Source organism: Cedecea sp. Ae19-4, from assembly GCF_059801165.1.
The window spans coordinates 276,282-291,443 of the sequence record NZ_JBCHWG010000001.1; the positions used below are offsets into that span (position 1 = coordinate 276,282).

A 15,162-nucleotide genomic window follows, 5' to 3' on the forward strand; every position below is an offset into this window, starting at 1 on the left:
ACCCCTGTGATGCCGCTATAATGCTGCGTCTTATTTTTTGAATGTCTTCGGGATGATTCTGACGACAGGGAATGTGTTTCTGATTCAGAGAACATCCTGGTTCTGTGAAGCCACCAGGGCTTCCAGAGTTGACCGAGCACTGTGATTTTTTGAGGTAACAAGATGCAAGTTTCAGTTGAAACCACTCAGGGCCTTGGCCGCCGTCTCACGATTACTATCGCTGCAGACAGCATCGAAACCGCTGTAAAAAGCGAGCTGGTCAACGTAGCTAAAAAAGTACGTATCGATGGCTTCCGTAAAGGCAAAGTGCCGATGACCGTCGTTGAGCAACGCTACGGTGCTTCCGTTCGTCAGGACGTGCTGGGCGAGCTGATGAGCCGCAACTTTATTGATGCGATCATCAAAGAGAAGATCAATCCGGCTGGCGCACCTAACTATGTGCCGGGCGAATACAAACTGGGCGAAGACTTCACCTACGCGGTAGAGTTTGAAGTGTACCCAGAAGTTGAGCTGCAGGGTCTGGAAGCCATCGAAGTTGAAAAACCGGTTGTTGATGTGACCGACGAAGACGTTGATGCGATGCTGGACACCCTGCGCAAGCAGCAGGCGACCTGGAAAGACAGCGACGCTGCAGCGACTGCAGAAGATCGCGTTACCATCGATTTCACCGGTTCCGTTGACGGCGAAGTGTTCGAAGGCGGCAAAGCCTCTGACTTCGTGCTGGCAATGGGTCAGGGTCGTATGATTCCTGGCTTCGAAGACGGCATCGTTGGCCACAAAGCGGGCGAAGAGTTCACTATCGAAGTAACCTTCCCGGAAGAATATCACGCTGAAAACCTGAAAGGGAAAGCGGCGAAGTTCGACATCGTGCTGAAGAAAGTTGAAGCGCGCGAGCTGCCAGAATTCACCGAAGAGTTCATCAAGCGTTTCGGCGTTGAAGATGGTTCCGTGGCTGGCCTGCGTACCGAAGTGCGTAAAAACATGGATCGCGAACTGAAAGGCGCCGTGCGTAACCGCATCAAGTCTCAGGCAATCGACGGTCTGGTTAACGCTAACAACATCGACGTGCCAGCTGCGCTGATCGACGGCGAAATCGACGTTCTGCGTCGCCAGGCTGCACAGCGTTTCGGTGGCAACGAGAAACAGGCTCTGGAACTGCCACGTGAACTGTTCGAAGAGCAGGCTAAACGTCGCGTTGTTGTTGGTCTGCTGCTGGGCGAAGTGATTCGTACCCACGAGCTGAAAGCTGACGAAGAGCGTGTTAAAGGTCTGATCGAAGAAATGGCTTCTGCTTACGAAGATCCGACTGAAGTCATCGAGTTCTACGGTAAAAACAAAGAGCTGATGGACAACATGCGCAACGTTGCGCTGGAAGAGCAGGCTGTTGAAGCCGTTCTGGCTAAAGCGAAAGTGTCCGAAAAAGCGACCACTTTCAGCGAGCTGATGAACCAGCAGGCGTAAGTGCTTTTTGGCTGATTAGCCAAAAAACGCAGCATCGGGCCCGTCACCTTTTGGTGGCGGGCTTTTTTATTGCTAAATCACACGATAAGCCATCAATAAAACCCCATTTCAGGGTTAGCGTAACAACAAAAGGTTGTTATGCTTGAAACAGGGCAAATCATCCCCATTATTCGGGTGAGGTTCCATTAACAATCCCTGACTGACTCCGTCCAGAATCGGCGCAAGGAACATAGTCAATATCCTGCGTCTCAAGTAGAATCAGTACAGTAGGCTTAATTACTCCAGGAGACGGACATGTCATACAGTGGCGAACGAGATCAATTAGCACCCCATATGGCCCTGGTGCCGATGGTTGTTGAACAAACATCCCGCGGCGAACGTTCATACGATATCTATTCTCGTCTGCTTAAGGAGCGCGTCATCTTCCTGACCGGTCAGGTAGAAGATCATATGGCTAACCTGATTGTGGCGCAGATGCTGTTTCTGGAAGCAGAAAACCCGGAAAAAGATATCTATCTTTACATCAACTCTCCGGGTGGCGTAATTACGGCCGGGATGTCGATTTACGACACCATGAAGTTTATTAAGCCTGACGTTAGCACCATTTGTATGGGCCAGGCTTGCTCGATGGGCGCATTCCTGCTGACCGCTGGGGCAAAAGGTAAGCGTTTCTGCCTGCCGAACTCCCGCGTCATGATTCACCAGCCGCTGGGCGGCTATCAGGGCCAGGCGACGGATATCGAAATCCACGCTAAAGAGATCCTGAAAGTGAAAGCACGTATGAACGAGCTGATGGCGGAACATACGGGTAAATCGCTTGAACAAATCGAGAAAGACACCGAGCGCGATCGTTTCCTCTCCGCAAGCGAAGCGGTAGAGTACGGTTTAGTTGATTCGATCCTGACTCACCGTAACTAATGCCCGAAGCTTTAGGCCGCTATACTATAGTCAACGTCGCGGCCTGACTTAACGCTTCACTATCGGCTGCGCCGTAGAATGGCACTTGTGCTACCGGTGGTAGCACACAGAAACAGAGAAGAGGTTTTACTGATGACAGATAAGCGCAAAGACGGTTCAGGCAAACTGCTGTACTGCTCTTTTTGCGGCAAAAGCCAGCATGAAGTGCGCAAGCTGATTGCCGGGCCGTCAGTGTATATCTGCGATGAGTGTGTCGATTTATGTAACGACATCATTCGCGAAGAGATTAAAGAAGTTGCGCCGCACCGTGAACGCAGTGCGTTGCCAACGCCGCACGAAATTCGCCATCATCTTGACGATTATGTTATCGGCCAGGAGCAGGCGAAGAAAGTGCTGGCGGTTGCGGTTTACAACCACTACAAACGTCTACGCAACAGCGACACGTCCAACGGCGTTGAGCTGGGTAAAAGCAACATCCTGCTGATCGGCCCGACAGGTAGCGGTAAAACGCTGCTGGCAGAAACGCTGGCTCGCCTGCTGGATGTGCCATTTACTATGGCCGATGCAACCACGCTGACCGAAGCAGGTTACGTGGGTGAAGACGTTGAAAACATCATTCAGAAGCTGCTGCAGAAATGCGACTACGACGTACAGAAAGCCCAGCGCGGCATCGTGTATATCGATGAGATCGATAAAATCTCCCGCAAATCTGATAACCCGTCCATCACCCGTGACGTGTCCGGTGAAGGTGTACAGCAGGCGCTGCTGAAGCTGATTGAAGGCACCGTGGCTGCCGTTCCACCTCAGGGTGGCCGTAAGCATCCGCAGCAGGAATTCCTGCAGGTTGATACCTCCAAGATTCTGTTTATCTGCGGCGGCGCATTTGCAGGCCTGGATAAAGTGATCGCCAACCGCGTGGAAACGGGTTCTGGTATCGGCTTTGGCGCAACGGTAAAAGCGAAGTCTGAGAAAGCCAGCGAAGGCCAGCTGCTCGGCCAGGTTGAACCGGAAGATCTGATCAAGTTCGGTCTGATCCCTGAGTTCATTGGTCGTCTGCCGGTGGTCGCAACCTTAAGCGAACTGAGCGAAGACGCGCTGATCCAGATCCTGAAAGAGCCGAAAAATGCGCTTACCAAACAGTATCAGGCATTGTTCAACCTGGAAGGCGTAGAGCTGGAATTCCGTGATGAAGCGCTCGACGCGATTGCGAAGAAAGCGATGATCCGTAAAACCGGTGCTCGTGGCTTGCGTTCCATCGTGGAAGGCGCGCTGCTGGACACCATGTACGATCTGCCATCTCTGGACGACGTGGAAAAAGTGGTGATTGACGAGTCCGTCATCGCTGGCCAGTCCAAGCCGCTATTAATTTATGGTAAGCCGGAAGCGCAGCAGGCATCCGGTGAATAATTCGCCAGAATAACCAGTCAGTTAATAAGAAAATGGGGGATTTTATCCCCCATTTATTTTTCCTGCATTCCCACAGTTGAATGTCCGGGAAACAGCCCCATATACTGATTTACTTGTTGGTGGAGCGGAAGCGTTCACCAAATCACCTGGCGGACACTAAACTAAGAGAGAGCTCTATGAATCCTGAGCGTTCTGAACGCATTGAAATCCCCGTATTGCCGCTGCGCGATGTGGTGGTTTATCCGCACATGGTTATTCCACTGTTTGTCGGGCGTGAAAAATCCATTCGCTGCCTGGAAGCTGCAATGGACCATGATAAGAAAATCATGCTGGTGGCGCAGAAAGAGGCTTCGACGGATGAGCCAGGTGTTAACGACCTGTTCACTGTAGGTACCGTTGCTTCAATTCTGCAGATGCTGAAACTGCCCGACGGTACGGTAAAAGTACTGGTAGAAGGGCTTCAGCGCGCGCGTATCACCACGCTGTCTGACAACGGCGACCACTTCTCTGCGCAGGCGGAGTACCTGAACTCGCCGGCGATTGAAGAGCGCGAACAGGAAGTGCTGGTTCGCACCGCAATTAATCAGTTTGAAGGCTACATCAAGCTGAACAAAAAAATTCCACCAGAAGTGCTGACGTCGCTGAACAGCATCGACGATCCTGCACGTCTGGCCGATACCATTGCCGCCCATATGCCGCTTAAGCTGTCGGACAAGCAATCTGTGCTTGAGATGTCCGATATCAACGAGCGTCTGGAATACCTGATGGCGATGATGGAGTCGGAAATCGATCTGCTTCAGGTGGAGAAACGCATTCGCAACCGCGTTAAAAAGCAGATGGAAAAAAGCCAGCGCGAGTACTATCTGAATGAGCAAATGAAGGCGATTCAGAAAGAACTGGGCGAAATGGACGACGCGCCTGATGAAAATGAAGCGCTGAAGCGCAAAATTGACGCGGCAAAAATGCCGAAAGAAGCGCGCGAGAAAACCGAAGCCGAGCTGCAGAAGCTGAAAATGATGTCGCCAATGTCTGCGGAAGCTACCGTGGTGCGCGGCTACATCGACTGGATGGTTCAGGTGCCGTGGAACGCCCGCAGCAAGGTCAAAAAAGATCTGCGTCAGGCGCAGGAAATCCTCGATACCGACCATTACGGTCTGGAACGTGTGAAAGATCGCATTCTGGAATACCTCGCAGTCCAAAGCCGTGTCAACAAGCTGAAAGGGCCAATTCTTTGCCTGGTTGGGCCGCCGGGGGTAGGTAAAACCTCTCTGGGCCAGTCCATCGCTAAAGCCACGGGTCGTAAATACGTGCGTATGGCGCTGGGCGGGGTGCGTGACGAAGCGGAAATCCGTGGTCACCGCCGGACTTACATTGGCTCTATGCCGGGTAAACTGATTCAGAAGATGGCCAAAGTCGGCGTCAAAAACCCGCTGTTCCTGCTGGATGAAATCGACAAGATGTCTTCCGACATGCGCGGCGATCCTGCTTCTGCGCTGCTGGAAGTCCTTGATCCAGAACAGAACGTGACGTTTAACGATCATTACCTGGAAGTGGACTACGATCTCAGCGACGTGATGTTTGTGGCGACCTCTAACTCCATGAACATTCCGGCGCCGCTGCTGGATCGTATGGAAGTGATTCGCCTGTCTGGCTATACCGAAGACGAAAAGCTGAACATTGCCAAACAGCACCTGCTGCCGAAGCAAATTGAGCGCAACGCCCTGAAAAAAGGCGAGCTGAAAGTGGATGACAGCGCCATTGTGGGCATCATTCGCTACTACACTCGTGAAGCGGGCGTCCGTAGTCTGGAGCGTGAAATCTCCAAACTGTGCCGTAAAGCGGTGAAGCAGCTGCTGCTGGATAAATCGCTCAAGCACATCGAAATCAACGGCGACAACCTGAAGGATTACCTTGGGGTGCAACGCTTTGATTACGGCCGTGCCGACAGCGAAAACCGCGTAGGCCAGGTGACCGGGCTGGCGTGGACGGAAGTGGGCGGCGATTTGCTGACCATCGAAACCGCCTGCGTACCGGGTAAAGGCAAGCTGACTTATACCGGCTCCCTCGGTGAAGTTATGCAGGAGTCTATCCAGGCGGCGCTGACCGTTGTCCGTGCTCGTGCTGAAAAACTGGGTATCAACGGTGACTTCTACGAAAAACGTGATATTCACGTTCACGTGCCGGAAGGGGCAACGCCAAAAGACGGCCCAAGCGCCGGTATCGCAATGTGTACCGCGCTGGTTTCCTGCCTGACAGGGAACCCGGTTCGTGCCGATGTGGCAATGACCGGTGAAATTACCCTGCGTGGCCAGGTATTGCCGATTGGTGGCCTGAAAGAGAAACTGCTGGCAGCGCATCGTGGCGGCATCAAAACCGTGCTGATCCCGGACGACAACAAGCGCGATCTGGAAGAAATTCCGGACAACGTGATTGCAGACCTGACGATTCATCCTGTGAAGCGTATTGAGGAAGTTCTGGCCCTCGCGCTGCAGAATGAGCCTTCCGGCATGCAGGTGGTCACCGCAAAATAGTGACCTGACGCAAATACAGTCAATAAAATTAGGGCTGGTAAGTGAATTGTCACTTGCCAGCTTTTTTTTGTGTCGCTAATTTAGTTGCTGGCTGAGCTTATCGTCCACAACTCCTGTTGTAAGGGCATGACGAGCCTGTTATAACTGCTGCGCGGTCGCGCCTGAGGGATATCAGGTGCGATATAAATTATAAAGAGAGGAAGAGAAGAGTGAATAAATCTCAACTGATAGACAAAATTGCCGCAGGTGCTGATATTTCTAAAGCCGCGGCTGGACGTGCATTAGATGCTGTTATTGCTTCTGTTACTGAATCTCTGCAGTCCGGGGAAGACGTAGCACTGGTAGGTTTTGGTACCTTTGCTGTTAAAGAGCGTGCTGCCCGTACTGGCCGCAACCCTCAAACCGGTAAAGAAATCACCATCGCCGCAGCAAAAGTACCAGGCTTCCGTGCTGGTAAAGCGCTGAAAGACGCTGTTAACTGATTTATTGGCCCCGACTGACTGGGGTAGATGGTGTCAGGTATCGCAGGGGCGCATCATTTGATGTGCCTTTTTTATTGCCTGAAGCCGAATTTTACGCAGGTGTTGATGATTTGCAGCGGGTTTCTTGTCACAATACGCCCTTGCGCGCAGCACAGGGCAGCTTGAGTCATTAAGGATGCCAGCTTAGCGCCTGCGCAGGTTTACCAAGTCATACTACAGCGGAGTGTTGTTACACCATGATGGACAATTTACGAGCGGCGGCTAACCATGTCGTGCTCAAGATCATTCTGGGTTTGATTATCTTGTCATTCGTTCTGACTGGCGTGGGTAGCTACCTGACTGGCGGTAACAATAATTATGCCGCAAAAGTAAATGGCCAGGAGATTGGCCGTGGCCAGTTCGAAAATGCCGTAGCGAACGAACGTAATCGTCAGCAGCAGCAGCTGGGCGACCAGTTCTCCGTTCTTGCCGGTAACGAAGGCTACATGAAGCAAATGCGCCAGCAGGTTCTCAACCAGCTGATTGATGAATCGCTGCTTGACCAGTACGCCAAACATCTGGGCCTCGGTATCAGCGACGAGCAGGTAAAAATGGCTATCTTCAGCCAGCCTGCCTTCCAGACTAACGGTAAGTTCGATAACGCTCGCTATAACGCCATCATCGGCAATATGGGATTAACTGCCGACCAATATGCACAGGCGCTGCGCAATCAGCTCACCACCGACCAGCTGATCAAAGCCGTGGTCGGCACCGACTTTATGCTCACCGGCGAAACCGACGAGCTGGCGGCATTGGTCTCCCAGCAGCGCGTCGTGCGTGAAGCCACAATCGACGTGAAAGCGCTGGCCGCGAAGCAAGGCGCTTCCGAGCAGGAAATCAACGCCAACTACGAGCAGAACAAAAACCGCTACATCACCCCTGAACAGTTTAAGGTTAGCTACATCAAGCTGGACGCGGCTTCCATGCAGGAAGAGGCCAGTGATGCGGACGTTCAGGCTTACTACGACCAGCACAAAGACGAATTCACCCAGCCGCAGCGTAACCGCTACAGCGTGATTCAGACTAAAACCGAAGATGAAGCGAAAGCGATTCTCGACGAGCTGAACAAGGGCGGCGATTTTGCTGCACTGGCGAAGGCTAAGTCTGCTGACATCATCTCTGCCCGCAACGGCGGTGATATGGGCTGGCTGGAAGCCTCTACCACGCCTGACGAACTGAAAAATGCCGGCCTGAAAGAAAAAGGTCAGCTGTCCAGCGTCGTTAAATCTTCCGTTGGTTTCCTGATCGTTCGCCTGGATGACATCCAGCCTGCCGTTGTGAAGCCGCTGGCGGAAGTTCGCGATGGCATCGTGGCTAAAGTGAAGCAGGAAAAAGCCGTTGATGCTTACTATGCGCTGCAGCAGAAAGTGAGCGATGCCGCGAGCAACGACAACGAATCTCTGGCAAGCGCTGAGAAAGTCGCCGGGGTTAAAGCGGTTGAAACTGGCTGGTTCGGCCACGACAACCTGCCGGAAGAGCTGAACTTCAAACCGGTTGCCGACGCTATCTTCAGCGGTGGTCTGGTGGGTGAAAACGGTTCGCCGGGCAGCAACTCAGACATTATCACCGTCGATGGCGATCGCGCTTTCGTCCTGCGTGTTTCCGAGCACAAAGCTGAAGCGGTTAAACCACTCACCGAAGTGCGTGACCAGGTGATTGCCGCCGTGAAGCAGCAGAAAGCGGAGCAGCAGGCGAAGCTGGATGCTGACAAACTGCTGAACGCGCTAAAACTGGGCAAAGGCAGTGACGAACTGAAAGCAGCGGGCCTGAGCTTCGGCGAAGCGAAAACCCTGAGCCGTACCGGGCAGGATCCGATCAGCCAGGCCGCCTTTGGGCTGCCTCTGCCGGCGAAAGACAAGCCGAGCTATGGCGTCGCCAATGATATGCAGGGCAACGTTGTGCTGCTGTCTCTGGATGAAGTGAAAGCAGGCTCTATGCCGGACGAGCAGAAAAAAGCGATGGTGCAGGGGATCACCCAGAACAATGCCCAGATTGCTTTCGAAGCGCTGATGTCCAACCTGCGCAAAGAAGCGAAGATCAAACTGGGCGATAGCATCGACCAACAGCAGTAATCCTCGCAAATTTTTGCAACGCAGTGTAATACCTGAAGGCCGCTTTCGCGGCCTTTTCCACATTTTAAATCCGTCGTTTGTTCCTGATTTTTATCCTCGCTATGGTGACCGTGCTGTCAACATACATGGAGGACACAGCATGACATCAGGCATTAAAGCATTTTCACTTTCCCTCGTTCTGGCCGGTTTACTTGGCTGCGCCCCGGCACATGCCGCCGCAGAAAAAGCCGGTTCGGCCTCGGTCAGCTCGGCAGCGACGCAGCCTAAAGCTGCCTCTGCCAAAACGGCAGAGCAAGGGGAGGGGCTGGTGAGTATCAATAGCGCCCCGGCGGAAGAACTTGCCCAGAAAATGAATGGCGTGGGATTGAAAAAGGCGCAGGCCATCGTCAGCTACCGTGACGAGTTCGGCCCGTTTAAAACGCTAGATCAGCTGCAGGAGGTCCCGGGCATTGGCGCATCGCTGGTAGAACGTAATCTGGCTCGCATAAAACTTTGAGTTTACGTGCTCAGGCTTCCACCTGAAGAGGAAAGTTTGCTACGCTGAGTTAGAGGTCATACCAGTTGTCGGGGTATGGCCTCGCTTACCTTCACCTGATGACAACAAGAACAGAACAAGGGCTTCGCGCTATGCAGACACATATCAAAGTTCGTGGATACCACATGGACGTCTATCAACACGTTAACAACGCCCGTTATCTTGAGTTCCTCGAGGAGGCCCGCTGGGAAGGGCTGGAAAAAACGACTGGCTTCCAGTGGATGACGGAACACAACATCGCTTTTATCGTGGTGAACATCAATATTAGCTACCGCCGTCCGGCGGTACTTGGGGATCTGCTGCGCATTGACAGCAAACTCCAGCAGATTAACGGTAAAAGCGGTGTGTTGAGCCAGGTGGTGACGCTGGAGCCTGAAGGCGAAGCCGTGGCCGACGCGCTGCTGACCTTCGTCTGCATTGATTTAAAGACGCAAAAGGCCGTTCCGCTGGAAGGTGAACTGCGTGAGAAACTGGAACAGATGATGAGTGCCTAAAATGGCCGACAAAGAGGGAAAAGCCTGGTTTTCCCTCTTTGTTATTATCAGCCGAAAATCAATGAATTGATTTTCCGGTCTTTTTACAAACTGTCCGGTATTTCTTCTATCGACAGAGGTTTGTGACCACGCCGTTATGTTTTATTTGAGGCCTGTTTTTTGCTTCATTGCGGCCATGAATGCGGGTTTATTGGCCAGATAGTGGTTCAGGCCCTTAGCTCGCAGATTACAGGCGGCGCATTCGCCACAGCCGTCGCCCTGGATGCCGTTGTAGCAGGTCAGCGTCTCCTGGCGGACCGTTTCCAGGCTCTGCCAGTAATCGGCCAGCGCCCAGGTTTCCGCTTTGTCCAGCCACATCAGCGGCGTTTCAAACCGGATATCTCTTGCCATCCCGAGGCTTACCGCATGGTTAAGTGCTTTGACAAACTCGTCGCGGCAGTCCGGGTAGCCAGAGAAGTCCGTTTCGCAGACGCCGGTTATCACGGATTCCGCTTCAACCTGATAAGCGTAAATCGCCGCCAGGGTCAGGAATAGGATATTGCGGCCTGGGACGAAAGTGCTTGGGATGCCTTTGTCCTCCGGGTTATAACCCGGCACCGGAATGCTGTCTCGCGTCAGGCTGCTCACCGCCAGTTCGTTCAGCAGGGTAACGTCCAGGACTTTATGCGCACGGGCGCCAAGTTTCAGCGAGAGCTTTTGGGCCACGTCAATTTCTGCCCGATGGCGCTGACCATAATCAAAGGTCACACAGTGGACTTCATCGTATTGCTGTAAGGCCTGAATCAGGCAAGTGGTGGAGTCCTGTCCGCCGCTGAAAACCACGACTGTACGTTTCATTCTCTATCCTGTCGTTCATTAGGGTGTCTGGAAAAGGCTATGGTAACGTCCCGCCAGGGCGTGAGCCAGCTTCTTCACGTCATTCCCGGCGGCGGGAGCCAGGCTTCGCAAAAATCAAACCAGCCCCAGGCATTCAGTTCAATGCCGTTCACGCCGGGTGGGGCGCTTATCTGGTAGCGATAATTAAACAGCGGTGTGACCACGGCATCCCGCATCAGGCCATGAAAAACGTCTTTCAGCCCTTCATTGCGTTCATAAGAAGGAGGGGAAGCCTGCACGGCATCCAGCGTGGCCTGCAGATGGGCATAATGGCCGGCGCTCAATAAATTGGGCCACAATACATCGCTGCGCAGCCATTGCTCCAGGGTGTATTCCGGCGCTTCGCCAATCAGCCTGTCGCCCATCACGATATCGGCCTGGGCTAAATCTTCGCAGCCAGCCCAGGTTTTAGCGTCGTGAAAAATGACCGTCAGTTCGCAGCCGCGCTCTGCCAGATAGTGCCTGAGCTGAAGAGCCATCGCATGAAGCTCGACCGGCAAATGGTAAACCAGGGTCAGTTTTTTCGGTAACGTGACGGCTGTGTGCGCATCCCAGCCGGGAATCTGCCAGCCAGGGATCATCTCCCTATTGGGCGTGATCAGCTCACTGTTAAGCGGCAGCGAGCCTATCATCTCTGGCTCCCGGACAATCTGCATGATTGTTCTGGCCTGCTCTGCGCTGAGCCTTCCCTGTGGCCTGATGCCTAAATAGCAAAAGCCCAGGCTGATGCTATTACTGACCGGGCGCAGGTTCTCCAGCTCATCCTGCTGGCCGATGGCGATTTGCACCGGATGCAGGCAGCTTGTGCCGAGCGTGGTTTCGAAGAGCTGCGGGGTGATCCAGTATTCGATGGCTTTCAGCAGCGGGTGTTTCAGATGATAACTTTCAAAGCTTTCCAGCCGCACCAGGTTCGGCTTGAAGCTGACAATGCGGAATGGGCCGCAGCCCAGTTGTGTATCCTGCGGATGGGCCAGGCGGCTGCAGTAGCTCGCCAGGCGATGCGCGAGCCAATAGTCCGGCCGATGCAAAATAAAGCGCAGGCACTGCGCGTGAGGGATCTCAATACGCTTGACGCTGATAAACAGCCGCCGCAGGGCGGGCAGCTCGAGCAACATCATCAGCCGCTGTTGAAGCTGATGGGTTTCTACGGGTTCGCCATTGTGCCAGTGCAGGGTTGAGCGAATAAAAAAGTCCCAGCACAGGCCATTGTTTGATATTTGCCAGTGGTGGGCGAGGTCAGGCTGGGGCTCCGGGCTTTCACGGGTAAAGCGCGTGAGGCCGGAAAACACCTGCCCGGCGAGGTGCTGCTCGGCTCTACCCGGCAGAAAACCAGGGGCAACGGGATCGAGAGGGCGATAATAAGGAATACGCAGCGTGGGGACGTCATTTTGCCACTGGCCGCCGAGGAACGGCTGTAATAACTGGCGAAGCTGTTCCGGCGCAAGCTGAGCCAGCTCCAGCGCATTCTGATGCTGGCCCTTATCCAGAACCTGCTCCATCATGCCGGAACGCACGTTTTCCGGCGAAACCAGAAAGGTCAGGTCACCGCGTTTACCGCGGCCAGACTGTGCACGCCAGCGCAGCCAGTCCGCGTCTTCAAGCTGATTAAGCAGCGTCCTGACGTGGCGATCGCTACAAAAACAGCGCTCGGCCAGCTCGGCAACGGTCACCTGCTGCGGTTCCCCGCCGGAAGGCTGCCATAAACGCTGGAATTGATTGAGCCGATTCAGAAGTCGCATAATAAACCCGGAACATTTTTTCCCAAGTATTCACTATTAGTTCCGTATATTCCAGAGGATACTTTTGCCTGTCACGATCACTTCTGGAGTAACCATGGCTCGTCTGGCTGCATTTGATATGGACGGCACGCTGCTGCTGCCCGACCATCACCTTGGGGAAGCAACCCTGAATACGCTGAAGCGCCTGCGTGAAGAGCGCCAGATAACCCTAGCTTTTGCAACCGGCCGCCACGAGCTGGAGATGCGCCATATTCTCGGCAAGATCGATCTCGACGCTTTCCTGATCACCGGCAACGGCACGCGCATTCACAGCATGGAAGGTGAGCTAATGCATCGCAACGATCTCTCGCCGTGGGCGGTAGAGACGGTGCTGCACGGCCACTGGGATACCGAAGCGAGCATGCATGCCTTTAACGATTCAGGTTGGCTAACCAGCCATGAAATCCCGGAGATGCTTCATGCACACGTATACAGCGGTTTCCGGCCACATATCGTCGATCTTCGTCGTTTACCGGCTCACGAGGTCACCAAGATCTGCTTCTGCGGCGATCATGACGATCTGTGCCGCCTGCGCATTCAGCTCAATGAAGCGCTGGGCGATCGCGCCTTTCTTTGCTTCTCGGCAATGGACTGCCTGGAAGTGCTGCCGGTGGGCAGCAACAAGGGCGCAGCGCTTGATGTACTGAGCGCCCACTTAGGTTTGACTCTGCAAGATTGCATGGCATTTGGCGATGCGATGAACGACCGCGAAATGCTCTCGGCGGTTGGGCACGGCCTGATTATGGGCAACGCCATGCCGCAGCTAAAAGCGGATTTACCCCATCTGCCGGTTATCGGCCACTGCCGTAACCAGGCGGTCTCGCACTATTTGACGCACTGGCTGGACACTCCACATCTCACCTATTCCCCCGAATATTGAGACTTTACAGCGCCGGGCATTTCGCCCGGTTTTTTATTTAATCAGACAGCCAATCTCAGCCTTAAACGGTGAGAGATCGCCGATATGATCGTTGACCCAGGCTGAATTGTAGTAGGACTCAAGGTAGCGTTCGCCGCTGTCGCAAAGCAGCGTCACGATAGAACCACTCCGGCCTTCCTCACGCATTCTCGCGGCAAGCTGCAATACGCCCCACATATTGGTGCCGGTTGAGGCCCCCACTTTGCGGCCAAGCTGGGATTCAAGCCATTGCATGGTGGCGACGCTGGCGGCGTCCGGCACGCGCATCATCTCGTCAATCACATCGGGAATAAACGAAGGCTCGCAGCGCGGGCGACCAATCCCTTCGATTTTGCTGCCCACTGCGCTTTTCAGGCCACAGTCGCGCTGCTGCCAGTAATCAAGAAATACTGAGTTCTGCGGATCGACGACGACCAGCTTTGTGTCGTGGCCCTGGAAGCGAAGATAACGACCAATGGTGGCTGAGGTGCCGCCGGTCCCCGCGCTCATCACGATGTAATCCGGTACCGGATTCGGCTCATGGGTCATCTGGCGGAAAATACTGTCGGCGATATTGTTGTTCCCGCGCCAGTCGGTTGCCCGCTCAGCGTAGGTGAACTGGTCCATATAATGGCCGTTCAGCTCGCGGGCAAGCATTTCCGAAGCGGCGTAAATTTCGCAGGCGCTGTCTACAAAGTGGCAGCGGCCGCCGTAGAATTCGATCTGTTCAATTTTGCGTTTTGCGGTGCTGGCGGGCATTACGGCAATAAACGGCAGGCCAAGCAGACGAGCAAAATAGGCTTCTGACACCGCCGTTGAGCCAGAGGAGGCTTCGATAATCGTGGTGCCTTCTTTAATCCAGCCGTTACACAGCCCGTACAGGAACAGGGAGCGCGCGAGGCGGTGCTTCAGGCTGCCGGTCGGGTGAGTGCTCTCATCCTTCAGATACAGCTGAATACCCGGAAAAGCGGGCAAAGCCAGGCGGATCAGATGCGTATCCGCAGAGCGTTGATAGTCGGCGTTGATCTCGCTGATGGCGTTGGTCACCCAGGTACTGGTCATGGAAAATTCTCATTTATCAATTTGTGCTTAGCGTAATCCAAAGTCAGGATAAAAAAGTTGCCATTTTGCCTGTTTAGCGCTTCCATTAGAGAAAATATTTCTCTCCGGTGGTCTCATGATAGATAAAATTGACCAAAAGCTGCTTGCGATGCTGCAGCAGGACTGTACCCTGTCTTTGCAGGCGCTGGCGGATGCCGTTAATCTGACCACCACCCCGTGCTGGAAACGCTTAAAACGTCTGGAAGACGAAGGCTATATTCGCGGCAAAGTGGCGCTGCTGGACCCGGAAAAACTCGGCCTGGGCCTGACGGCCTTTGTGCTGATTAAAACCCAGCAGCACAGCAGCGAGTGGTACTGCAGATTTGTCTCGGTGGTGGAAGCCATGCCCGAAGTATTGGGGTTCTGGCGCATGGCCGGCGAATATGACTATCTGATTCGGGTTCAGGTCGCCGACATGAAGCGGTACGACGACTTTTATAAGCGGCTGGTGAACGGCATCCCGGGATTAAGCGATGTCACTTCGAGTTTTGCCATGGAACAGATAAAATACACCACAGCATTACCTCTAACTTCCTGATTCCGCAATGTGCGGAACAGTAGCCTCCACTC

13 protein-coding genes are annotated in these 15,162 nt (G+C 53.8%); 10 read left to right on the top strand and 3 right to left on the bottom strand.

Annotation, left to right across the window (positions count from 1 at the left end; genetic code table 11):
- The first annotated feature begins 162 nt into the window (after window positions 1–162).
- The 8 genes from tig to AAIE02_RS01270 all read left to right on the top strand — a co-directional run bounded on the left by tig (window position 163) and on the right by AAIE02_RS01270 (window position 9,939).
- Window positions 163–1,461 (top strand): trigger factor, encoded by a 1,299-nt coding sequence (gene tig / locus AAIE02_RS01235; RefSeq protein WP_008454615.1) that lies wholly within the window; start codon window positions 163–165, stop codon window positions 1,459–1,461.
- Between the two features lie 294 nt (window positions 1,462–1,755).
- On the top strand, window positions 1,756–2,379 hold the full coding sequence (gene clpP, locus AAIE02_RS01240) for an ATP-dependent Clp endopeptidase proteolytic subunit ClpP (protein WP_008454616.1): 624 nt from the start codon (window positions 1,756–1,758) through the stop codon (window positions 2,377–2,379).
- 132 nt (window positions 2,380–2,511) lie between these two features.
- Window positions 2,512–3,786 (top strand): ATP-dependent protease ATP-binding subunit ClpX, encoded by a 1,275-nt coding sequence (gene clpX, locus AAIE02_RS01245; RefSeq protein WP_008454617.1) that lies wholly within the window; start codon window positions 2,512–2,514, stop codon window positions 3,784–3,786.
- 176 nt (window positions 3,787–3,962) lie between these two features.
- Window positions 3,963–6,317 carry an endopeptidase La gene (gene lon / locus AAIE02_RS01250; RefSeq protein WP_008454618.1) on the top strand — a complete coding sequence of 785 codons (2,355 nt, stop codon included), beginning with the start codon at window positions 3,963–3,965 and terminating at the stop codon, window positions 6,315–6,317.
- Between the two features lie 209 nt (window positions 6,318–6,526).
- Window positions 6,527–6,799, top strand: coding sequence for a nucleoid-associated protein HU-beta (hupB, locus tag AAIE02_RS01255; protein WP_008454620.1), 273 nt, complete (start codon window positions 6,527–6,529; stop codon window positions 6,797–6,799).
- 236 nt (window positions 6,800–7,035) lie between these two features.
- Window positions 7,036–8,910, top strand: a complete 1,875-nt coding sequence (gene ppiD, locus AAIE02_RS01260) for a peptidylprolyl isomerase (RefSeq protein WP_498531833.1) — start codon at window positions 7,036–7,038, stop codon at window positions 8,908–8,910.
- Window positions 8,911–9,049: 139 nt separating this feature from the next.
- Window positions 9,050–9,406 (top strand): ComEA family DNA-binding protein, encoded by a 357-nt coding sequence (locus tag AAIE02_RS01265; RefSeq protein ID WP_008454624.1) that lies wholly within the window; start codon window positions 9,050–9,052, stop codon window positions 9,404–9,406.
- A gap of 131 nt (window positions 9,407–9,537) precedes the next feature.
- Window positions 9,538–9,939 carry a YbgC/FadM family acyl-CoA thioesterase gene (locus AAIE02_RS01270; protein WP_008454627.1) on the top strand — a complete coding sequence of 134 codons (402 nt, stop codon included), beginning with the start codon at window positions 9,538–9,540 and terminating at the stop codon, window positions 9,937–9,939.
- A 141-nt stretch (window positions 9,940–10,080) separates the two neighbouring features.
- Here AAIE02_RS01270 and queC read toward each other — a convergent pair whose 3' ends face one another.
- Both queC and AAIE02_RS01280 read right to left on the bottom strand, forming a co-directional pair.
- Window positions 10,081–10,776, bottom strand: a complete 696-nt coding sequence (gene queC / locus AAIE02_RS01275; protein ID WP_498531834.1) for a 7-cyano-7-deazaguanine synthase QueC — start codon at window positions 10,774–10,776, stop codon at window positions 10,081–10,083.
- 74 nt (window positions 10,777–10,850) lie between these two features.
- The gene (locus tag AAIE02_RS01280; RefSeq protein ID WP_498531835.1) at window positions 10,851–12,554 is read right to left on the bottom strand and encodes an SgrR family transcriptional regulator; all 1,704 of its coding nucleotides are present in this window, start codon (window positions 12,552–12,554) and stop codon (window positions 10,851–10,853) included.
- 94 nt (window positions 12,555–12,648) lie between these two features.
- Between AAIE02_RS01280 and cof the strand changes: the two genes are divergently transcribed.
- Window positions 12,649–13,473, top strand: a complete 825-nt coding sequence (gene cof, locus AAIE02_RS01285; protein ID WP_166994434.1) for an HMP-PP phosphatase — start codon at window positions 12,649–12,651, stop codon at window positions 13,471–13,473.
- Window positions 13,474–13,506: 33 nt separating this feature from the next.
- Here cof and AAIE02_RS01290 read toward each other — a convergent pair whose 3' ends face one another.
- Window positions 13,507–14,553 (bottom strand): PLP-dependent cysteine synthase family protein, encoded by a 1,047-nt coding sequence (locus AAIE02_RS01290; RefSeq protein WP_498531836.1) that lies wholly within the window; start codon window positions 14,551–14,553, stop codon window positions 13,507–13,509.
- 115 nt (window positions 14,554–14,668) lie between these two features.
- Between AAIE02_RS01290 and AAIE02_RS01295 the strand changes: the two genes are divergently transcribed.
- On the top strand, window positions 14,669–15,130 hold the full coding sequence (locus tag AAIE02_RS01295) for an Lrp/AsnC family transcriptional regulator (RefSeq protein ID WP_336982987.1): 462 nt from the start codon (window positions 14,669–14,671) through the stop codon (window positions 15,128–15,130).
- Window positions 15,131–15,162 lie beyond the last annotated feature (32 nt).

What these genes read in the sequence shown, in the direction of transcription:
- tig (WP_008454615.1), top strand. Translation starts at nt 163, where the DNA reads ATGCAAGTTTCAGTTGAAACCACTCAGGGCCTTGGCCGCCGTCTCACG.
- clpP (WP_008454616.1), top strand. Translation starts at nt 1,756, where the DNA reads ATGTCATACAGTGGCGAACGAGATCAATTAGCACCCCATATGGCCCTG.
- clpX (WP_008454617.1), top strand. Translation starts at nt 2,512, where the DNA reads ATGACAGATAAGCGCAAAGACGGTTCAGGCAAACTGCTGTACTGCTCT.
- lon (WP_008454618.1), top strand. Translation starts at nt 3,963, where the DNA reads ATGAATCCTGAGCGTTCTGAACGCATTGAAATCCCCGTATTGCCGCTG.
- ppiD (WP_498531833.1), top strand. Translation starts at nt 7,036, where the DNA reads ATGATGGACAATTTACGAGCGGCGGCTAACCATGTCGTGCTCAAGATC.
- AAIE02_RS01265 (WP_008454624.1), top strand. Translation starts at nt 9,050, where the DNA reads ATGACATCAGGCATTAAAGCATTTTCACTTTCCCTCGTTCTGGCCGGT.
- AAIE02_RS01270 (WP_008454627.1), top strand. Translation starts at nt 9,538, where the DNA reads ATGCAGACACATATCAAAGTTCGTGGATACCACATGGACGTCTATCAA.
- queC (WP_498531834.1), bottom strand. Translation starts at nt 10,776, where the DNA reads ATGAAACGTACAGTCGTGGTTTTCAGCGGCGGACAGGACTCCACCACT.
- AAIE02_RS01280 (WP_498531835.1), bottom strand. Translation starts at nt 12,554, where the DNA reads ATGCGACTTCTGAATCGGCTCAATCAATTCCAGCGTTTATGGCAGCCT.
- cof (WP_166994434.1), top strand. Translation starts at nt 12,649, where the DNA reads ATGGCTCGTCTGGCTGCATTTGATATGGACGGCACGCTGCTGCTGCCC.
- AAIE02_RS01290 (WP_498531836.1), bottom strand. Translation starts at nt 14,553, where the DNA reads ATGACCAGTACCTGGGTGACCAACGCCATCAGCGAGATCAACGCCGAC.
- AAIE02_RS01295 (WP_336982987.1), top strand. Translation starts at nt 14,669, where the DNA reads ATGATAGATAAAATTGACCAAAAGCTGCTTGCGATGCTGCAGCAGGAC.